Source organism: Frankia sp. Cppng1_Ct_nod, from assembly GCF_920656135.1.
GTDB lineage: Bacteria > Actinomycetota > Actinomycetes > Frankiales > Frankiaceae > Protofrankia > Protofrankia meridionalis.
Genome location: NZ_CAKKTK010000003.1, coordinates 106,852 through 126,040, shown reverse-complemented (window position 1 = coordinate 126,040; position 19,189 = coordinate 106,852). Strand labels below are relative to the sequence as shown.

Annotated in this window: 16 protein-coding genes and 3 pseudogenes; 6 read left to right on the top strand and 13 right to left on the bottom strand. The window is 67.9% G+C overall.

The annotated features are described in order from the left end of the window. Positions 1 to 222: pseudogene (locus NBW77_RS02145) on the bottom strand (radical SAM protein); the annotation flags it as partial. Then, positions 219 to 902: an AAA family ATPase gene (locus tag NBW77_RS02140; RefSeq protein ID WP_131744996.1), complete on the bottom strand. Its 684-nt coding sequence runs from the start codon at positions 900 to 902 to the stop codon at positions 219 to 221. The gene NBW77_RS02140 and the pseudogene NBW77_RS02145, both read right to left, overlap by 4 nt. A gap of 182 nt (positions 903 to 1,084) precedes the next feature. Here NBW77_RS02140 and NBW77_RS02135 point away from each other — a divergent pair, with 182 nt between their 5' ends. Further along, the gene (locus tag NBW77_RS02135; protein ID WP_250279207.1) at positions 1,085 to 2,638 is read left to right on the top strand and encodes a helix-turn-helix domain-containing protein; all 1,554 of its coding nucleotides are present in this window, start codon (positions 1,085 to 1,087) and stop codon (positions 2,636 to 2,638) included. On the opposite strand, the gene NBW77_RS02130 is transcribed toward NBW77_RS02135, so the two are convergent. From NBW77_RS02130 to NBW77_RS02105, 6 genes and pseudogenes are all read right to left on the bottom strand, one after another. Then, positions 2,635 to 3,456: an alpha/beta hydrolase gene (locus NBW77_RS02130; RefSeq protein WP_250279205.1), complete on the bottom strand. Its 822-nt coding sequence runs from the start codon at positions 3,454 to 3,456 to the stop codon at positions 2,635 to 2,637. The genes NBW77_RS02135 and NBW77_RS02130 overlap by 4 nt on opposite strands. Positions 3,457 to 3,539: 83 nt before the next feature. Beyond that, positions 3,540 to 4,004: an ATP-binding protein gene (locus tag NBW77_RS02125; protein WP_242605520.1), complete on the bottom strand. Its 465-nt coding sequence runs from the start codon at positions 4,002 to 4,004 to the stop codon at positions 3,540 to 3,542. Between the two features lie 129 nt (positions 4,005 to 4,133). Then, positions 4,134 to 4,481, bottom strand: a complete 348-nt coding sequence (locus tag NBW77_RS02120; RefSeq protein WP_250279204.1) for a recombinase family protein — start codon at positions 4,479 to 4,481, stop codon at positions 4,134 to 4,136. A gap of 170 nt (positions 4,482 to 4,651) precedes the next feature. After that, positions 4,652 to 4,891, bottom strand: a complete 240-nt coding sequence (locus tag NBW77_RS02115; RefSeq protein WP_284346873.1) for a Shedu anti-phage system protein SduA domain-containing protein — start codon at positions 4,889 to 4,891, stop codon at positions 4,652 to 4,654. A 281-nt stretch (positions 4,892 to 5,172) separates the two neighbouring features. Further along, positions 5,173 to 5,820: pseudogene (locus NBW77_RS02110) on the bottom strand (IS701 family transposase); the annotation flags it as partial. A 63-nt stretch (positions 5,821 to 5,883) separates the two neighbouring features. Beyond that, positions 5,884 to 6,498: a MerR family DNA-binding protein gene (locus tag NBW77_RS02105; RefSeq protein WP_131744999.1), complete on the bottom strand. Its 615-nt coding sequence runs from the start codon at positions 6,496 to 6,498 to the stop codon at positions 5,884 to 5,886. Between the two features lie 106 nt (positions 6,499 to 6,604). Here NBW77_RS02105 and NBW77_RS02100 point away from each other — a divergent pair, with 106 nt between their 5' ends. Together NBW77_RS02100 and NBW77_RS22230 are read left to right on the top strand one after the other, a co-directional pair. Continuing rightward, positions 6,605 to 7,054, top strand: coding sequence for an SgcJ/EcaC family oxidoreductase (locus NBW77_RS02100; RefSeq protein WP_207386789.1), 450 nt, complete (start codon positions 6,605 to 6,607; stop codon positions 7,052 to 7,054). Positions 7,055 to 7,292: 238 nt separating this feature from the next. Further along, positions 7,293 to 7,388 (top strand): annotated as a pseudogene (locus NBW77_RS22230) (HhH-GPD-type base excision DNA repair protein); the annotation flags it as partial. A 225-nt stretch (positions 7,389 to 7,613) separates the two neighbouring features. On the opposite strand, the gene NBW77_RS02090 reads toward NBW77_RS22230, so the two are convergent. From NBW77_RS02090 to NBW77_RS02075, 4 genes are all read right to left on the bottom strand, one after another. Then, the gene (locus NBW77_RS02090; protein ID WP_131745000.1) at positions 7,614 to 8,177 is read right to left on the bottom strand and encodes a TIGR03086 family metal-binding protein; all 564 of its coding nucleotides are present in this window, start codon (positions 8,175 to 8,177) and stop codon (positions 7,614 to 7,616) included. Next, on the bottom strand, positions 8,174 to 8,773 hold the full coding sequence (locus NBW77_RS02085; RefSeq protein ID WP_131745001.1) for a TetR/AcrR family transcriptional regulator: 600 nt from the start codon (positions 8,771 to 8,773) through the stop codon (positions 8,174 to 8,176). The genes NBW77_RS02090 and NBW77_RS02085 overlap by 4 nt, the downstream gene beginning before the upstream one ends. Before the next feature lie 496 nt (positions 8,774 to 9,269). Continuing rightward, positions 9,270 to 11,090, bottom strand: a complete 1,821-nt coding sequence (locus NBW77_RS02080) for an ATP-binding protein (protein ID WP_131745002.1) — start codon at positions 11,088 to 11,090, stop codon at positions 9,270 to 9,272. Between the two features lie 558 nt (positions 11,091 to 11,648). After that, a complete protein-coding gene (locus NBW77_RS02075; protein WP_175324628.1) occupies positions 11,649 to 12,221 on the bottom strand; it encodes a DinB family protein in 573 nt (190 codons plus the stop codon). A 103-nt stretch (positions 12,222 to 12,324) separates the two neighbouring features. Between NBW77_RS02075 and NBW77_RS02070 the strand changes: the two genes are divergently transcribed. Together NBW77_RS02070 and NBW77_RS02065 are read left to right on the top strand one after the other, a co-directional pair. Next, positions 12,325 to 13,413 carry a helix-turn-helix transcriptional regulator gene (locus NBW77_RS02070; RefSeq protein WP_250279203.1) on the top strand — a complete coding sequence of 363 codons (1,089 nt, stop codon included), beginning with the start codon at positions 12,325 to 12,327 and terminating at the stop codon, positions 13,411 to 13,413. Between the two features lie 110 nt (positions 13,414 to 13,523). Beyond that, positions 13,524 to 14,792 (top strand): ATP-binding protein, encoded by a 1,269-nt coding sequence (locus NBW77_RS02065; RefSeq protein WP_131745003.1) that lies wholly within the window; start codon positions 13,524 to 13,526, stop codon positions 14,790 to 14,792. A gap of 177 nt (positions 14,793 to 14,969) precedes the next feature. Here the strand turns inward: NBW77_RS02065 and pglX are convergent, their stop codons facing one another. Further along, entirely contained in the window at positions 14,970 to 18,395 is a 3,426-nt protein-coding gene (pglX, locus tag NBW77_RS02060; protein WP_131745005.1) for a BREX-2 system adenine-specific DNA-methyltransferase PglX, read from the bottom strand. A 419-nt stretch (positions 18,396 to 18,814) separates the two neighbouring features. Between pglX and NBW77_RS02055 the strand changes: the two genes are divergently transcribed. Next, the gene (locus NBW77_RS02055) at positions 18,815 to 19,093 is read left to right on the top strand and encodes a hypothetical protein (protein WP_250279202.1); all 279 of its coding nucleotides are present in this window, start codon (positions 18,815 to 18,817) and stop codon (positions 19,091 to 19,093) included. The last annotated feature ends 96 nt before the right edge of the window (positions 19,094 to 19,189 follow it).

Below are 19,189 nucleotides of genomic sequence, written 5' to 3'. Positions count from 1 at the left end.
GGGCAACGGCATCTTCAACGCCCGCTCCAGCCGTTCGCCCATGTAGCAGTGTTCACAGCGCAGCTGGCAAGCCTCGGTGATGTAGAGGTAGACGTTGCGGAAGCGGCCGTAGGTGATCCGGTCAATGCGCTCCGGGGCGGGAGCGTCAGCCCGGCGCGGCATCCGGGCGTGGCCGTAGTCGTCCCCTGGGCGCACGTGGGGAAGATCAAGGAAGGTGGTCATGCGGGGCTGCTCCTGGCGGTAAGGAGGGCGGTAACGGCCTGGGCGGTGACCTCTGGGGTGGTGCCGCTGTCGAGCGCGTGGACGGTGACGCCGCCACCCGCGAACGCCTCCTTGATCCCGTCGGCGGTCTGGCGGTAGCGCTGCAACCGGGCGCGGAGAAGCCGGGGCGCGTCCCCACGGCGGGGGTGGAGGATGCCGCCGCACCGCGCGCAGCGCTGGGGGTCGTCGGCGCGGGCTTCGGCGGGGAGGCGGGGATCACGGATGGGGTCGCGTTCGCAGCGGTGGCAGACGCGGCGGTGGTAGGCCCGCCGGTACAGCGTGGTGACGTTCACCGTGAGTTCGACGGCGACGACGGCGCAGCCTGGGGCCTGCTGGCGTAGGGCCGCCAGGAAGTGACAGACCTGGGTGGCGTTGCCGGGGAAGTTGTCGAAGATGACCGTGCGGACCCCGTCTGCCCGCGCCAGGTCCTCCAGGTAGGCCCGCAGGGTGGCGATGACCGTGAAATCGTCAATCCAGCCCAGGCGTTTCGCGCTCGTGGCCGTGGCCGCCAGGATCGTGGTAGGGACATGCTCACGAAGGCGGAACACGGCGGTGCCCGGGGCCTCACTGAGGCGCGCCGTCAGCGTGGTTTTTCCAGCGGCCGGAGGCCCGAAGACCGGGACGGCAACCGTGAGGGTCACGACAACCCCCTTTCACGACACCCGGGGATGGGAGATGTCCTCAGGGTCGGGCTGGGGGACGCGCCCGACCACGCCTGTGGTTCGTTCCGGGCATACGCGAGACGCATAGACACTGCGCCGGAGGGTGTTACGGTCGGGTCCGGATCGTGCCCAAACGGTTACGGAACGGGGGATGGTCAGGCATGACGACCACGCCTGACCTACGGCACTGCGCCCGGTGCAAACGCCGCCTGGCCGTCGACAACCCGCAGCCCATGTGCGGAACCTGCCAGCGCGCCGCCGTGGACGCCCGGGTTCGCCCGCCCGAGGTGCCCCCGGAGTTCTGGGCGCTGGACCAGATGAGCGACGCCCTCGCCACCTGGCACATGGGCCGGGTGATCTACGCCTACCGCACCCACCCGCACCACCCGCAGACGTTGCCCCAGGAAGTGGTGGGCGCGTGGCTGGGCCTGACGCAGGCACAGCTCAGCCGGATTGAGAACGGCCGCGCCCCGGAAGAGCTGACGAAGCTCATTCGGTACAGCCAAATCCTTGGCATCCCGGGGGAACTGCTCTGGTTCGACCGTCCCGGGGAGCCGCGCACCAGGGCTGGCGCCGGGAACCACACGCCGGTGCTCACCGTGCCGGTCATCGTCGGCGGGCAACAGGTGGCGCTTCCCATTGACCGTGCCGCCGCGCACTCCCACGGCCTCACGGAGCTGGTTGCGGAGCTGGCAACGGATGCGGGCGGCCTCGGCGCACCGCCAGTGCCGATGCCCCGCGGGGAGCGGTCCGCGCCCGGGGCGGCGCACGTCGTTCCGCTGGCAAGCCTGGAGGAGATGCAGCACTTGGCCGCCGCCATGCAGGACGCCGGGCGCTACCTGGATGAGACAGTGGTGGGCTACTTCGGCCAGCAGTTCACCCACTGCAAAGCCAACGACGGCCAGATGGGGCCGCTCCGGGCGCTGCCCCTGGTGTTGGGCGTGCTCGACGCCATCCAGTCCCGCGCCCGGGATGTCCGGCCCCAGGTGCGGCGTGCGCTGCTCAGCGTCGGGGCGGATGGGGCGGAGTTCGCGGGCTGGCTTTACCGTGATCTTCATGACGCCAGCTCAGCGGCGTACTGGTATGACCGGGCGATGGAGTGGGCGCAGGAGGCCGGGGACCTGCCGATGCAGGGCTACATCCTGCTTCGCAAATCCCAGGCCGCCTATGAGGACCGGGACGCCGCCCGGGTCCTGACCCTCGCCCAAGCCGCCCGGTATGGCCCGTGGCAACTGCCGCCCCGGGTCCAGGCCGAGGTCACGCAGCAGGAGGCGCGCGGCCTGGCGATGGTGGGGGACGCCATCGGCGTCGTCGAACAGAAGCTTGATGAGGCTCGCGCGCTGCTGGGCGAGGCCGACGACGATCCCGAGGCATTGGGAGCCGGATACGACGAAGGCACCTGGTTGTTGCGGTCGGCTACCTGCTACATCGAGGCGGGAAAGCCGGGCCGGGCTGCGGCCCTTTACGGCGAAGTCCTGGCTACCGGCGCGCTGTCCCGCCGGGACGAGGGCTACTACCGGGCGCGCCGGGCCGTCGCGCATGCGTTAGGCGGCGAGCCTGACGACGCCGCCGAGGAAGGCCTGACCGCCTTGCGCCTGGCGACGGCCACCGGCTCCAGCCGCACCACCCGGGAGCTGACGCGGGCCGCCCAGATATTGACGCCGTGGCAGACCCGGCCTGGCCCCCGCCAGCTGCGCGCTGCCCTGTTGGTCTAATCCGCCGTGAGCCAGTCCGCTACCGTCTGGATCACGAATGCCTGCCACGTCTGGCTTTGGGGGTCGGCGTAGGTGGGGTCCTCATGCACGGCGAAGCCGTGTTGCGCGCCCTCGATCTCCACCAGCTTGTGCTCAGCCTGGAAGCGGGGAGCTGCGGCCCGGGAGGCATCCACGGAGATGAAGGTGTCCTTGGTGCCGTGGACGATCAGGGTCGGGGCCACGATCTCCCCGACCACCTCAATCGGCCTGATCCAGAACACCTCCGCCAGCATCGCCCGGCCGTGCCGGACCGTCGGGGAGTGACGGATGAAGCCGTCGTTGGTCAGGCGGGCGGCGGCCTCGTCGTCCAGGGCGTCGCCGTGCCAGTACGGCTTCTGATCGACGTACCGGTTCTTGTAATCCAGCTGGGGGTTCAGCAGCACCAGCCGGGTCAGCTCCGCCGGTCGCTTGGCGGCGTAGTAGGCGGTCAGGCCGCCGCCGAAGCTGGTGCCGAGCAAGTGAATGATCTGTGCCCCGGTGTCCTCCCGCACCCGTGCCAGCGCCACGGCGATGTCGTTCAGGTGCGCCGTCAGGGTCGTCTCCTCCTGCTGTCCTTCGCTCTCCCCGTGGCCCCGCAGGTCAAAGCGCAGCGAGGCCACCCCCGCCTCCGCCAGCCCGGCGGCAAGGCGCGTGAAAAAGCCGCCCTCTTCCTGAGTGACGCCGCCGCCGTGGACCATGACCGCGGCCCGTTCGTACGTCGCCTCCGGCGCCACGAGGGTTCCGGCCAGATGGAGCCCGTCGAAGGTGCGGAGCGAAACGGCGGTGTCGCGCGAGGGCATGGCACTCCTTTGATGGCGGGCGGCCGTCCCCTCCATCCTCCGGCGGCAGGAGCGCCCAGACCAGAGGCGGCGGGCCGGTGCCGTCACGGCCGCGCGTCTTCACCTGGCGGGAGGTCCCAGTCCAGGGCGCGGAGGCCATCAGCCACCCGCCGGAGTACCAACAGGTCCGTGAAGACCTCGATGGGTTGGGCGGGGCCGGATGAGGCGGGCCGGTGGGGCAGCGGTTCGGCTTCTTCCTCGGCCACACCGTCAGGAACCGCCAGGGGCAGGCTGCACCAGACGACCTTGCCGCCGGAGCGGGGGCGGTAGAAGGCCCACCGGGCGCTCAGGGTGTCCACCAGCAACAGACCGCGTCCGCCCTCGGCGTCATCCCCAGGTTCCCGCCGCACCGGCGCGGTCCGGTTGGCGTCCCACACCTCCATGACCACGTCGGTGTCCGTGCAGGTCAGGCGCATGGCGATCACATTGCTCCGGCCTGCCGATGCCCGGCACGCATTGGTCACGAGCTCTGACGCCAGCAGCGCCGCCGTGTCCGCGATTGCGGCCAAGCCCCACCCGGCCAACGTCGCCGTGGTGTGCTGGCGGGCCGCTCACGGTCTTCGCTGTCGCCTCGAACCGCCGGACCGTGGACGAGCGCGCCAGGCGCGGGCGTGCGCTCGTCGAGGTCGCCGGGGCTGTCACGACGGCTGGGCTTGGACACCGTCGCCGGCGGCCGCGGTCGCAATCAGCCGCGCTCCGGCCTCACTGATTTCTGCTTCGATTGCGCGCCGTGCCGCCATGAGCGAGGAGAGGTGATCGAGATCGGGCACGATGACGGTGGCGCCGTCCGCGCGCCGCACCGCATCCAGAAGCAGCGTGAGGCCGGGACGGATGAGCTGGCCGGGTGGCATGTTCCGGTCCACGAAGACATCGGCAAGGGCCTGGCCCTCGGCGGCGGCGTGCGCACTGAGCCGGTCATGGAGCCGGTCTATCTCGGCTTCGTGGTCGTCTTCCATCCTGATGTAGCCGTACACCGTCCCGGGCATCTGCGCTCCCTCGCTGGCCGTGGTGACGACCCGGACCGGGGAGTGACCTCAACCCGGCCCGGGACGCCTACGGCAACGGTGAGCGGCATGGCATGGGGCCGCCATGCGCGCGGCGTATGGTCGTCATCCGCGCCGCTACCGGCACTCCGCACCCCCTTGCCAGCCGCGTATCAACCCGGGATGTCGTCGTTTCCGGCCGACTCCCTGACGATGTACTGGGCGCGCTGGTAAAGCTCGTCAAAGGTTAGGATCTCCACCTCGTGCATGGAGCGCCGGTACAGCTCAAAACTCAGCGACTTCTCCGGGTTGATGCGTCCGCCAGCCCCCAGCTGGGCGAGGTTTCCTATCACCAGCACCTGACGTGGACGCACGACCGAGTACGAAACGTCCGTAGGTGTGCCATCGCTCAAGTAATGCTGTCTGATGTTGTCTACGATGCCGCGGATGGCCTTGTATGCGGTCTTCTACACCCGCGCTACGCCGCCGCTCAATTCTTTCGATGCCTGGTATACATCGGGTTCCCGGTACAGCTTGTGGTGGAGTAGGTCCGTCTGGTGATGTTTGATCTCGCAGAAGACTAGGCTACTGACGTAGCCCCGGGTCAGCAGCAGACCGTCAACCCGCTTTCCACCACCTGCGAAAAAGCTCGCGCCGGTCGTGATCCTCTCTAGTACGGCAGTGACAGTGATCTCTAAGTGGCTGCGGCCGGCGCGGTGGTAGGCCGGGCGGCCTGGATGCGTCGGATGAAGTGGTAGTAGCGGGCCAGTGCTTGGTGGTGGCGGCGCCACGCCGACCAGCGCCAGAGCGCTGGGCGAGGCCGAAGATCCTCCCAGATGTGCGAAATGAGATGGCGGATCTCGTTAAGCGAGAAGGGGATCATCGTGTTCCTTTCAGGTTTGGCTGGTTCGGCGGTCACGATGCCACCGCAAATGCGCTCGTACATCACAGCGGTCTTCACTGGAGGAGCTGGCGGAGGGTCCTTCTCCCACATTGTCCTGGCGATCGTCGCCAGCCAGGCATGGGCGAGCATCGACAGTGTTATGTGCCGGTACCAGGCGTGGTAGAGCCGTACCTGGTAATGATCGAGGCCGACCTCGTTCTTACCCGCCTGGAAGCATTCCTCCACCGGCCAGCGGCGGCCGGCTACCGTGACCAGCTGGGCGAGTGTGGCGGGCCGGGGGGTGTAGGCGAGGAAGAAGGCCAGTTCCTTTTTCTCGTCGTGGGACCTACGCACCAGGACGTCACGGCGCCGGCCGCCCCGACCGGCGCTGTCCGTGGTAGCGATCAACGCCCAGTCATACAGTCGGGGGCCTTTCGAGTCGTCGGCGCAGGAAGTAGTCGCGGACAGCCACTACGTCGTCTTCTGGGACATGCGGCAGCCGACATTGCCTGCGACCATGGGCTACCCGTGGCGGCCCGTCGTCCCCACTCTGGCGTTCAGCCTGGCAGAAGGCGTCCAGGCCCAGGTAGCCCCAAAAGGCCCGGGATCCGAGGTCGTCCCGGGCGCGGATGGCACTCCGGTGGGCGCCCGCGTTGAGCTGTGGCCGATCGGGCCAGCTGCCGGGAGCGGCGCGGAGCCGTTGCCCGGACCCGGTGGCCTCGGGTCCGCTGTCGAGTTCGACCCGGGCGGGACCGTCCTCGCCGTCGGTGGTACGCCGTCGGCGGCGCTGAGCTGGGCTGGTGTGAGTTCGGCGAGCAGGCCGAAGAGCTCGTCGATACGTTCGGCGACGACTTGGCGGAGCCGGGCGGCCAGCCGTTCCCAGTCCTCGGCGCTCGGCACGGCGCCGGGTGGCAGCGCGGTCAGCGCCGCGCGGATCTCCTCGAGAGTCAGGCCGACGCGTTGGGCGGCCCGGATCATCGCGACACGGCACAGGACGTCGGCGAAGAATCGGCGTTCATTGCCAACTCCACGCTCGCAGGGCAGCAGGCCCTGGTCGGCGTACCAGCGCACCGCCGACCGGGCGATGCCCATCCGCTCGGCGACCTGCCCGACCGAAAGCCCGGAGACATGCCACATCTCATCCACGTGGCCATGATGGGTCCCGAGAAGGTTGCCTTCAAGTGCGCTTGACCCCCTAGCGTCGGACCCGTCGCACCCGACCCGCGCACCTGGGAGGTCCGCAATGCCAACGCCGTCAATGTCCTCAGCCCGGCCTCTTCTGCACCAGCCCGATCACGGCGCTCGGGCCGACGAGGCCGTGCGCCGGCTCGTCGAGCACCTGCAGGGTGGCCTCGACCACGGCGACGCCGACGAGTTCGACCGTCAGTTCGCGGCCGACGTGCTCTGGGGCAGTCCTTACGGGATGACGCTGGCCGGGTTCGACGCGCTCAACCCGGTGCACCACCTGCTGATGGACCGTCAGACGGCTGCCCGCTCCCGCTATGAGCCGGTGCAGACCCTCATGCCCACGCCTGATGTCGTCATCACCCAGGTCCGGAGGCAGGCGCTGCCCGAAGCCGACGGCACCGAGCCGTCGGGCTTCTCGGAGATGGCGATGTATGTTCTGGTCCGTCGCGACGGCAGGTGGTGGCTCGCGGCTGGCCAGAACACCCCGATCGCGCGCCAGCCGTGATCGTCGCGGTGGCGCGCCGGAATTCCTCGGTTACGTTGGCTGCGCTCGATGACCAGCTGTGACGTCTTGCACGCTGCGCTGGCCATTCTTGATCATCGCCTTGACCGCATCCCTGGCTGACCGTCTCGCGACGCTCACTGACCTGGACGACTACGGGCGTGGTGGGATCACATCAACTACGCGGCGATCTGACCGCTGTAGGCCGGGCCGCCGTGACCCGACTGGCTACGCTGGTGACGTGGGACTGCACCTGAGCCAGATCGACGAGGCCGACGAGCTGCTGACCAACGACGCGCTGGCGCTGCTGATCGGGATGGTGCTGGACCAGCAAATCGGACAAACAAGGAACGGTGGGTAGACGGGTCAGCGTCGGCGGCGTGCTTTCGGCCAGGATGTCGGTCGCCGGCGGATCGAGGCCGGAAGCACGGTCATTTCATCTCCGAGGGCGGCACTGATCTGTCCTTCGAGCAGCCCCCAGGCATAAGTGGATATCCGGCTGGTCGGGCGACTCGCGAAAGCGGTTGATCCGCTGGGGTCAGCCGCGTGTGACCACCCGTTCTCAGGGTTTCCGTCCGGTCGCGGCGAGGAGCTGGTCCTGAGCGTCGGCGTCCGAGGGCAGGACGAGGGCGGGGGCGTACATGCCAGTCGCGGCGAGTTGACCGCCGAGGGTCCGAACACCGTCGAGAGTTGCCACGACGGATTCGGGGTCGAGGTGGACGGTGTCGCCGGTCGCCTGGGCGAGGTCCCAGGCGTGCACGAGGGGCTCGATCAGGGCGAGGCTCAGGATGTCGGCGACGCTGCGCGGACCCATCGGGGTCGCTCGTTGCACGGCGGGGTTGGCCTCTGCCAGGACACTTTCGATGTCGCGGTGGGCGGCCTGCCAGGCGGCGGCGGGTGCCGCGCCGGCGAGCATGCCAGGTTCGTCGTGCGGCGGGCGGGGTCCCCGCCCGGTCAGCAGTGCCGCGACCTGCCGCTGGCCGTCGATGAGATGACCCAGCACGTCGCGGGCTGTCCAGGGCGGGCACGGGGACATGGAATCCCAGCGGTCCGGCCCGATCCGGGCGACGACCTCGTCAACCCCGCTGAGGGCGCGTCGGTATCGGTCCAACACGATGGTGTTCACTGGTCCTCCGGGTCGTTCAACAGGGGGTGTAGGGCGCGCCAGGCTCCGGTGGCCAAGTAGTCCGCGGCGGCGTCGAGCCGTTCGGGGGCGGATTCCAACCCGTGGCGGGCGTACTCCTGGGCTGGGCCGACCCACAGCGCCAGCATCAGCGCCAAGTCCGGGGAGCCGGACCAGCCGTTCTTCCGCAGCCAGGACGCGACATCCTGGAAGAAGGTCTGGTTCTCGGCGACGGCGGCCGGATCGAGCGCTGATCGCAGCATGGTGGCTGGCGTCGTGAGGAACAGCCGTGCGAGTGATCGATTGTCCTGCATCCATTGCAGATGACGAATCACGACCTGAGTGACCCCGCGATGAGCGTCGGTAGTGGCGCGCAGCTCGGCTGCCAGCACCGACTGGTGATCGGACAGCCCCGCGGCTACGACCGCGCCCGCGAGCGCCTCCCGGTTCGGGAAGTGGTGGAAGAGGCTGCCGTTGCTGACCCTGGCCCGGAGCCGCACTGCCTGCAACGACGTGGACTCCCACCCTTGCTCGTTCGCGCACGCCAGGGCCGCGCGAACGATGTCCTCCCGGCTTCTGGAGCCCGTGCTACCCGTCATGGAGTAACACTCTAGAGCAACGCTCCATTCAGAGCGCACGCATCGGGGTCGCTCACTTCGGATCTTGTCCGCGTCAGGCAGCCGTCGCGTGTCCTGAGCTGTGGAGTGAACGGCGAGCTGGCCCACGGTCGACGGCAGGCCCGATACGGTGTTCTCGTGGGACTGCACCTAAGCCAGATCGACGAGGCGGACGAGCTGCTGACGCGTACTCCCAGAGGATCGCTCGCTTCGCTCACGATCCTCTGGGTCCCCCGGACCCGTTGGCGCTGTTGATCGGGATGGTGCTGGACCAGCCAGTATCGGAAAGATGGAGCGAGACGGGACAGTTCGTACTCGCCTGACTGTATAGCGTCAGAATCTGATCTGTGGATCCGCGGGTGCCGGAGTGAAGGACCACAGTGAGCGACCCTGTCGGCGTTTGACGGGCCGGAGCCCGCGCCAGCGATTGACGGGTCAGAGCTTGCACCGGTACTGCGGTCAGAAAAAGGCGTGGAGCTCATACCGGTTGGCTCGTGGGGCGATACGCGGCATTAGGGTCGCTGTAGGACGCGGTTGTTCGGGCGACCAGTCCCTCGCCGATCAGCTTGGTCAGCTCATAGCTAACCTGCCGATCACCCAAGGAAAGACGAGCAGCGATCTCCGCGCGGGTCAGAGGAGACTCGGCGGTCAGGATTTCCAGAACACGTTGTTTCCGTGTGGTGGACTCGCGAGTGCTCTTGTTGCGGGCGACTCCCGCGGGTTGGTGCCGTGCCTCGTGTTCAAGGAGATCCGAGAAAAGCGTCGGGTGCCGATCCTCGGCCGCGTCGTCAAGGACGTACCTCGCCCATCGGCGCTGGTTGACCATTCTGACCAGACCTCGTTGGACAAGATCCCCCAGCTCGCGACGAGCGACCTTACTGTCCACCGCGAGTTCGACACGGTACTCGTCGCTCGTCAGCGCCCGGCCAGTCCGAAGTACCGCGAGGGCCATCTCCTGTGTCGGGGAGATGCCTTGCTCACCCAACGAGAACAGCCAGGTCCGGGTGTCCTCGTCGAGTAGCGCCCTGTTTGGCATGACGACTCGGAATTCGCTTATGTTGTCCTTGAACCTGGGGGGTACGAGCCCGGCCTGACGCAGGCTGTTGAGAACGGTGGGGATACCGGTCGCCCGCCCTTCGCACAGGGCCCTTCGATCTCGGTGAAAACGCACGTTCTCGAGGATGTCGACGAGTACCCGGTTACGAGCGGACGCGATGCTCTCGCCTCCCAGCCCCAGCCGGTCGATGCTGACGGGCCCGAAGAGTCCGCCCGGTGATATTACCTCAAGGCGATCCGGGTACATCTCCACATGGATGCGGGTCCCCCTGGCCATTGGGCTGTAGTCCCGGTGAGCCACCGCATTGACCAAGACTTCTCGTAGTGCCTCTAGTGGATACTCCCAGTGGTCCTCTCTGCCAATTCCCGCTACTATTCCGCGCCGGCTCATGCGCGCGAACAGGATGTCAATAACCTCCGCGAGAAGAATCGGTGCCGGACCTTCAAGTATCTTGTCGTCCAGGAATCGCTGGCCGTCTGGACCGGGCTCGCCCTTGCGTGGCGTAGGGTATACGGTCACAGTGATCGCACATCCGCGCAGTGAGTCGAAACCCTGCGGATCCCGGCCCAGCGAGAGCAGCCCACCCAGCGACGGCACGAGGTGCTGGCTGTCGAGCGCGCTTCTTACCAATATTCCGGACCGGTCAAGTAGATCATCGTCGTCCCGGCGGGCCAAGGCAGGTCGGGAGAGGCGAAGGTCCCGTAGATAGTCCGCGACGAGTTCATCGTGCAGATCGACTCTGCGTGCCTCTTCGACGGGTTCTAGGTCGAAAATCGGCTGGCCTCGATTGATGAGCAGCTGGCTCACTTCGTATGACGTGAGTCGATGGTCTCCGTCCGATATACGGATGTACGAGCCATTGGGCTGCCCTTTGCCCCGGAGAAAACAGGGCTTGTCTGCAGGGTCGAGTTCCGGTACCTCGGCGATCACCAAGGTTCTGTCTTCGAACTCCGGAGTGCTGATCAGAGGCATGACCGGCGGAACGAGGCCGTCCCGACACACTCCCGCGATGTCAGCTGCGAGCTTCGCGGCTTGCTCGCATCCAGTCGCCGTGAACCCGCGGGCCTCGTCGAGACCCAGGATCAGGACGCCGCCGCCTGGAGTGTTCGCGAATGCGCATAGCGTCTGTATGGTTTCACTGGGCAGCTTGTCGGTCGACGCCCGCTTGACCTCAAGACCTGCGTCGTCCCGGCCGATCCGGCGAAGCGACGCAACGATCTCGGCCAGTCCGCCTGCATCCATGCCGTAGCCTCCCAGAGAGCCTGACGCAAGCTTAACACGATGTTGTAAGGCAGTGGGAATCTTGTTAGGCTGCGTTAGGTGTGCTACGTGTCGGCGCTGGGAGCTGGCGCGGGGTCGTTGCGTCCGTCCATGATTGGCTGTGGGTGGTGGGGGGCCGATACCCGGCGTCCATTTTGTGCATGATCGAGTCGGTCCGGCTTGCTGCTGGCGAAGGGGAATCGAGCGTGGGACTGCACCTGAGCCAGATCGCCGAGGCCGACGAGCTGCTGACGCGTACTCCCAGAGGATCGCTCGCTTCGCTCACGATCCTCTGGGTCCCCCGGACCCGTTGGCGCTGTTGATCGGGATGGTGCTGGACCAGCCAGTATCGGAAGGATGGAGCGGGACGGGACAATCCGTGCTCAACGGACACGTGGATCCCGTGCGCGTGGCGTAGCGGATCGTCGACGGGCGACGACTCGGCGGTGAGCTTGCGGTAGTCCGTGTCTACCGAGGCCGTCCAAGCCCGGATCACCAGCCGGAGGCTGCGAGGGCCAGCGACCGTCAGGCCGACGGCTGTCAGGTCGCGGTCTGGCCGTCGATCGTTTCGCGGAGGATGTCGGCGTGGCCGGCGTGCTGGGTGGTCTCGGCGATGATGTGGATCAGTACCCGGCGGACGCTGTGCCGCGCGCCCGGCTCGTGCCAGGGCGCCTCCGGCAGTGCCTGCGTCGCTGACAGGTCGGGGATGGCTGCGACGATCTCGTCGGTCCGGGCAGCGGCCCGCTTGTAGCGGGCGACGATCCCGGCCATCGTGTCACCCGGCAGCATCTGGAACTGGTTCTGGCGCTTGATGGCCCAGGCCGGGTATTCACGTGCGGTGCCGGTCATGAACTCCTCCCAGGTGACGCCGTCGGGTAGCGCGTAGTTCATCGCCGAGGGTCCCTCGAGGACGAACCGCATCCAGCCTTCCTCGCCGGCGGCGACATGCTTGATCAGCCCGCCCAGGCACAGGGCACTGGCCGTCGGGCGTTCGCCGGCCTGCTCGTCACTGAGACCGCGGGTCGTGTTGATCAGGCTGGCTCGGGCCACGGCGAGTTCGGCGAGCAGGTCGGCCCGCTCTGCGTCGAGGGCTACGGGTTGCGTGGTCGTCATCGTGATCGGCCCCTTCTGGGTCGTTGCCGTTGTCGGCTGTGACCACCACGGTCGTCCGGGAAGCGGTCAGTTTCTGGCCTCTTCTTCAGGCAATCTCATTGGCATGCCGACGACATCAGCGCGCCTGCTCGCCCTGCTCTCGCTGTTGCAGGCGCGCCGGGACTGGCCAGGGGCGCTGCTGGCCGCGCGGCTCGAGGTCAGCCCGCGCACGGTGCGCCGCGACGTCGACCGCCTCCGTGAGCTGGGCTATCCGATCCGGGCCACCAAGGGTCCCGATGGCGGATACCGGCTCGATGCCGGGGCGGAACTGCCGCCGCTGCTGTTCGACGACGAGCAGGCCGTCGCCCTGGCCGTCGCGCTCCAGCTCGCCGTCACGTCCGGTGCCGGCATCGGGGAGGCTGCGGCCCGCGCACTGAGCACTGTCCGGCAGGTCATGCCAGCGCGGCTGCGCCACCGGGTCGACGCGCTGCGGCTCACCGCGGTCGAACGCCGCGGAAGCCGGCCCAACCCGCGGGTCGAGCCGGCCGTTCTGGTGACGCTCGGTGCCGCCGTCCATGCCCGGGAGGAGCTGCGCTTCGACTACGCCGTCCCGTCGCGGTCGGTGCCGGCCGATGTCTCCCCGCCGCGTCGGGTGCAGCCCCATCACCTCGTCACCTGGGGCGGACGCTGGTATCTCGTCGCCTGGGACCTGGACCGCGACGACTGGCGCACCTTCCGCGCCGACCGGATCACCCCGCGTCCCCCGGCCGGCTCGCGGTTCACCCCCCGCCAGCTGCCCGGCGGGGACGTGGCCACCTTCGTCGCCCAGCGCTTCCAGGGCTCCGCAGGCCCCGACCGTTGGCCGTGCAGCGGGGAGATGATCGTCGATCTGCCCGCCGCCTTCGTGTCCCAGTACTCCCAGGACGGGATCGTCGAGGAGCTCGGCCCGAACCGCTGCCGGCTCGTCGTCGGCTCCTGGTCGTGGCCCAGCCTGGCCGCCACCGTCGGCCGGTTCGACGCCGACGTCGAGGTCCTCGGGCCGCCCGAGCTCGCGGACGCTTTCGATATGTTGGCCCGCCGCTACGCCCGCGCCGCCGCCGGACAGCGGGGCGAGGCGCACCTGTGCCATGAACCCGAAACCGATGCGATGGAGCGAGCCCGGAACGGAGCGAGCCTGCAGCGGAGTGTGACACCGGCCCGTCGTCGACCGTAACGGCCGGGTCCCGATGCGGCGAGAGCGGCCAGGGTCGACGAGGTTGGATCGGCAGACCTATCGATCTGCTATTGGAAGACTAGAATCTCTGTCGTTGGTAGATTAGAGACGTGGTCGACTATCGGCGCCGTGTCCTCGACGGCACACTGGACGCACTTCAGCCGCATCTTCGCGCTCTGTCGATCCACGGGCCGAAGGCAGTCGGCAAGACCGCGACCGCGATGCGGCGTGCGGCGTCGATCATCGATCTCAGCCTTCCCGGCCAGCGGGAGATCGTGGCCGCCGATCCGAGCATCCTGACCCGGCTGCCGGGGCCAGTCCTGGTCGATGAGTGGCAGCGCCTTCCCGAGGTGTGGGACCACGTGCGGCGCGCGGTCGACGCCGGCTCGCCAGCCGGCCACTTCATCATCGCGGGCAGCTCCGCACCGCGAGGGGCGGTGGTTCACTCGGGCGCGGGTCGGATCGTGCCCCTGCGGATGCGTCCGCTGAGTCTGGCCGAGCGGGACGTCGACAAGCCGACAGTGAGCCTCGCTGCACTCCTCGACGGAAACAGCGACATCGGCGGCGCCACCTCGCTTCGGCTGACGGACTACGTCGAGGAGATCACGGCATCGGGCTTTCCCGCCCTCCGTGGCCTGCCACCGCGGGCGCGTCGAGCCGAACTGGACGCGTACCTGGACAACGTCGTTCAACGGGAGTTCCCCGAACAGGGCTACCCGATCCGGCGACCGACGGTGCTGCGTGCCTGGCTCGCCGCCTATGCCGCCGCCACGTCGACGACGACGGCCTACTCGAAAATCCTGGATGCGGCGACTCCCGGCCTGGGTAACAAGCCAGCCAAGGAGACCACTCTCGCCTATCGTGACGCCCTGTCGTCGCTGTGGTTGCTCGACGCGGTACCACCGTGGATTCCCAGCCGAAACCATCTCGAGCGGCTCGGCCGGTCCCCCAAACACCACCTGGCGGACCCCGCGCTGGCCGCACGGCTGCTCGGACTCGACGACTCCGCGCTGCTGCGGGCCGAGCAGGGCAGCACCGTCCTGTCGGCAGGCACGATCCTCGGGGCACTGTTCGAGCACCTCGCCGCGCTCAGCCTCCACACCTACGCGGAGGCCGCCGAGGCCCGGGTAGGCCACCTGCGCACCCAGAACAACGACCACGAGATCGATCTGATAGTCGAGCGCTCGGACGGCCGCGTGCTGGCGGTCGAGGTCAAGCTGGCGGACCGGGTCGAGGATTCCGACGTCAGGCATCTGAACTGGCTACGAGACCGCATCGGAGAAGATCTGATTGACGTCCTCGTGATCTACGCGGGCGAGCACGCCTACCGCCGACGTGATGATGTCGCCGTGGTCCCGCTGGCACTTCTCGGTCCGTGACCCACTGGGGCTGGCGGCGCCGCGGGTTCCGTTCCGGTCCGCGGCTACCTGGATGCCGACGACTACGGCGCCTGCCGGGACTACACCGACTACACGACGTGACCGCCGTGGCCTGATGGCCGGGGGCTCCGGCGGGTCGTCACGAACCCTGCATCCGCCGTGCGGCTGATCTCGTGATCAGGATTGGATCTTCCGGGGTCTTCCCCGACGAGGTGGTTCCGGGCGCCATGCCCGAAGATCCTCCAGCGTTCCGTTGTCTTCCTCAAGGAGCCTGGAGAAGTACTCGGCGAACGGCAGGCCTGATGCGGACTCATACACGGGGCCTGGCCGTCCCCGCGCGTGTTCCAGCCACGGAAGGAGCTCGTGCAGGGCATTCAGGAGCGGCGTGATCCGTGACCGCTGGTCGCCACCCGCCCCGCCGGTTGCGAGGAGATCGGCTAGGACCTGCGCTCGTTCGGCCGTCTCCCAGCCGGCCCATCCGATCAGGGTCTGGTCCGGCATGCGTGGGCCGATAGGAAGGTAAGAGATGAAACGCTCATTTGGAACGTCGAGTTTGCCACGGATTCGCCAGTAGCTTGGACGCAGAAAATCGCCGGAGGTGTACTTCGGTGGCACCATAGATGCCGTCTGGAAACTGGGCTCACTGGCGTCCTCTGCGCGCTGGTTCGCCCAGACCGTCTCCCAGTCGGCCCGCTTCACGAGACCCGCCGGAGTATGCCGCATAGCCGCCGCGCACGGAACGTGCTCCTCGACGAGAAGATCGGTGAGGACCTCGGCTGGGTCTCGGTCGGGTGCAAGGAGCGCCGCGACGGCGGCCACCTGGGGATCGGTCAGGACGAGTCTGGCCAGACGACCAATCGTAAGTGGTCGAGGGTGGCGGAGCCCGTCGCGATTCTCGTACCAGAGATGCTGTGTCTCGCAGTGGTCCAACAGCCACCGGCGAATCGCGCCGGCCTGCATCGTGTCCCAGCCGTCGCTGTGCCACCGCCGCTTGAACTCCGGCCTCTCCAACAGGTTCAGATCGTCGCTGCGCTCGATGGCGTCCACTCGACGGGCGACGACATCGCGGTATGCGGCCGGCCACCTTTCGGGGATCTCGGTGATCGGCGTCGAGCCATGGCGGGAGAACCAGGTCGTGTTCTCCCCGCGTGCTGCGATCCTTCTGGCCAACACGATCTCGAAAGCCCGCTCACCCGGACTGATCGGTGGGATGCTCTCGGCCGGAGCGAGAAGGGTCTCGCCGGGCTCGGGGAGGATGCCGTAACGGGCATACATCGTCCAGTCCAGCTCCTCCTGAATCGCGACCATTTCTCGCCCGACGCTCTCCCACCGGCGTCGGGCCTCGGCCAGGCGTGCCCCGGTCGGTGCTCCGGAGGCGCTGACGGCTTCTGGAGTGCAGGCTGCCCGCTCCTGAGCAAGCCCATCCAGGAGACCCGACTGCCACGTCGTGAAATCATCGGGAAGAGGAAGGCTACGGAGGTTGGCCCCGGTGAACTCATAGAACTCCTGCCATGCCTCCCCGCCGCCTTCCTGCCTCAGGCCGGATCCCTTGCTGTGGCTATGCTGCTTCAACCAGAAGCATGCGGCTGAGCTGTTGAGGAGCCCGACCAGGGAGACGTACCGGGCTCGGGTGGAATCCTGCGGAAGCTCGATGACCGGCGCCGACTGCAGCGCGATGACGCGCCCGCGCTGCAGCGCGAAGTGGTTGTGGCTTGCCACCCAGGAGAAGGTGATCGCGGGTCCGTCGCCACCCGCCCGCGCCGCTATCTGCGTCCAGTCGTACCATGGCCGCCCAGAGACGCGGTGCAGGGCGCCGAAGGCACGGCGCTCCCGCAGGGTCGTTCGGTAGGGCCAGAGCCGGTCATGGATGCGCGGGTAGCTGCGAATGTCCTCGACGTTGTGATCGTCGCGTCGGGGGAAGAAGCCGGTCCTGTCGGTCTGAACGGCCCAGTCGCGTACTTCGGAGCCCGTGGTGATCCGGACCAGGCCCCCCTCCTCCGCTGGCCCGAGTCTGCGGAAGACGTCCGGCGGTGCGACGAAGGCGTCGTCCGCACCGGTGATGGCCGAATACCCGATGCGGGTAGCGACGTCCCCCAACACGGATTGCCTGGACATGCGGGCGATCAGAGCCCGCGCGGTGCTGTCGGTCAGCTGCCACGGAAACTCGCGAAGGACACGCCGCTCCAGGCTCACGGACCGGGTCCAGCGATCGGCGAGGCCGGCCGTACGCGCGTGTCGACGGATCGACTGCCATACCTGCCCCTGACGAGGTACAGGTGGCAGTGTGGGTTCGGCGCGCTCGGCCAGCACGACGGCTACGGGCCGCGACATGTCGGGTCGCCGGTTTCGGCCGACAAGGAGCACGGTCGGGGTGCCGTGGCCGGGAATGTAGGCGCCAGACGCATCGAGGACGTGGGTCAGCGTCACCTCTTCGGCGAGGAACTCCGTGGCCAGCCGTCGCCCGAACTCCCGCCTCGTGAAGGAGTTCGAGGTCAGGATGCCGACGTGGCCGGCGCCCCGTCCGTTGGTGTCAGCCGTACGAGCCAGTTGGAAGAACCGCTGTGTGCAGGGGACCGCCAGCGTGAACGATCCGCTGCAGGTGTAGTAACGCTCCCGGAGGCGATGGCTGAGGTCCCGATCCCGGACAGTGAGGTAGGGCGGGTTCCCGACGACAACGTGATAGCCCGTCCCGTGGGTCTGCTCGGTCTCGTCTGCCCGCGGGTTCTCTGGTCCGAGCAGTGAGTCGCCGACCCTGATGTTGAGCGGCCAGTCGAGGTCCGCCACATCGACCGGCCCGGCCACCCCAGCGGCGCGCAAAGCGGTCACGAACAGCCGAAATCGGGTGAGGGCGACCGACGACGGGAGTAGATCCACACCGTGCACCGCTGCCAGGGCGTGGCGTACCTGGTGACCTGCGGGAAGCTCAGGCGCCTTCCGGCTCCACGCGCTGAACAGGCGGTTGAAGGCTCCCAGAACGAACTGCCCGGAGCCGCATACCGGGTCGATCAGCCGAACATGCTTATGGCCCACCTCCTCGATCGCGGGATCGAGCGTCAGGTCGAGCAGGAGATCCGCCACGAAGTCAGGCGTGGGTACGAGGGCATGCTCCTTTCGTCTGGAGTCGGAGAGCCGCTCGTAGACATCCGCAAGGAAGCCGGTGTCCAGCGTCGGGTCGGTGAAGTCGTAGTGGAGCTCGTCTCCCTGGTCGCGACGGCTCCAGAAGGACACCAGGGTGTCCACGGCATCGGGGGGGATCGTCAGCAGTAAGTCGGATGTGAACACGCCGTCGAACACGGTCGAAAATCCCGTCCTCAGGAACGCCGCCAGGCAGGACGTGAGGTGATCCAGGGCGGTTCCGCCGTGGCTGCCGTCAGCCTGTGGGCCTGCGCTGCTGGAAGACATCGACTGCGGCGGGACGAGTCGGGTCCCGGTGGGGACGAGATTGTTGTCCTCGCAGAAACGAAGCAGGAGCGTGGTCACAACCCAGGCGATGGCTGTGTCTGTCGCCTGGGTGGCCGAGCGGCGCGCATCCGACGCCAGAGTGGCCTCCAGGGCCTGGACCACTCGGGCGAGATCGTCGGAGAGAGCTCGGCGATCGATCATCTGGGACCTCTCCTGGGATTGCTGCCGCGTGACCTGCCGAGCGGGACGGCTGGTTCGAGACTTCGATAATCCTCTGAGACGTGTTGACACGGCCTACGGTACCGTATGCGCGTGCTCGTCTGAAGTGCTCGTGGGCGGGTCACCGGACGCCGGGTCTGGCCTGGGAGAGTCTTGATGGGTCGCAAATCTGGAAATGTTGTGGCGAGGAGGTCGCCCCTTCGGGGGCCCAGCCTCGTCCGTGCAGGTAGTCGACAGCCTTCTGGGTCGGCTCCAAAAAAATCCATCGCTAGTTGTCAGACCGTGATGCGAAGGGAGGTCGAGGAGCCCATGGGCGCAGCCCCGGCGAAGCGCGCCATGGCCTACGAGGACTTGGCTCGAGTCTTTGAGGTGATCAACGTGGCGTTCGGCGGCCACCCCTGGTGGCAACCGCGCCTTCCCCGCGGGTAGCGGCGGTCGGTGTCGTGACCGCGCTGGACATGGTCCCCGTCCTGGCGATCGCGGGTCTCGCCGTGTCGGCGATGACCAGCCTCGTCAAGGTGTGGCTGCACCTACGGTTTGCCCGCTACATAACGGACATGGCGGCTGCTCAGGGCGTGATCCTGGACCCGCAGGCCGTCATTGCCGCGGCTACGGGCCCAGCCTCCCCGCCCGTCCCAGCGGCTCCGCCCGCGGCAAGCGTCACGCCTCCGGAGGCGTGACGCTTGCTGGATGACGGCGTTCAGCGTCTGAGGACGGCGTGTGCGGGTCGATGGGGCGCACGGGTACATCCCGCACCGCCGCGCCTGTCCCCGTCG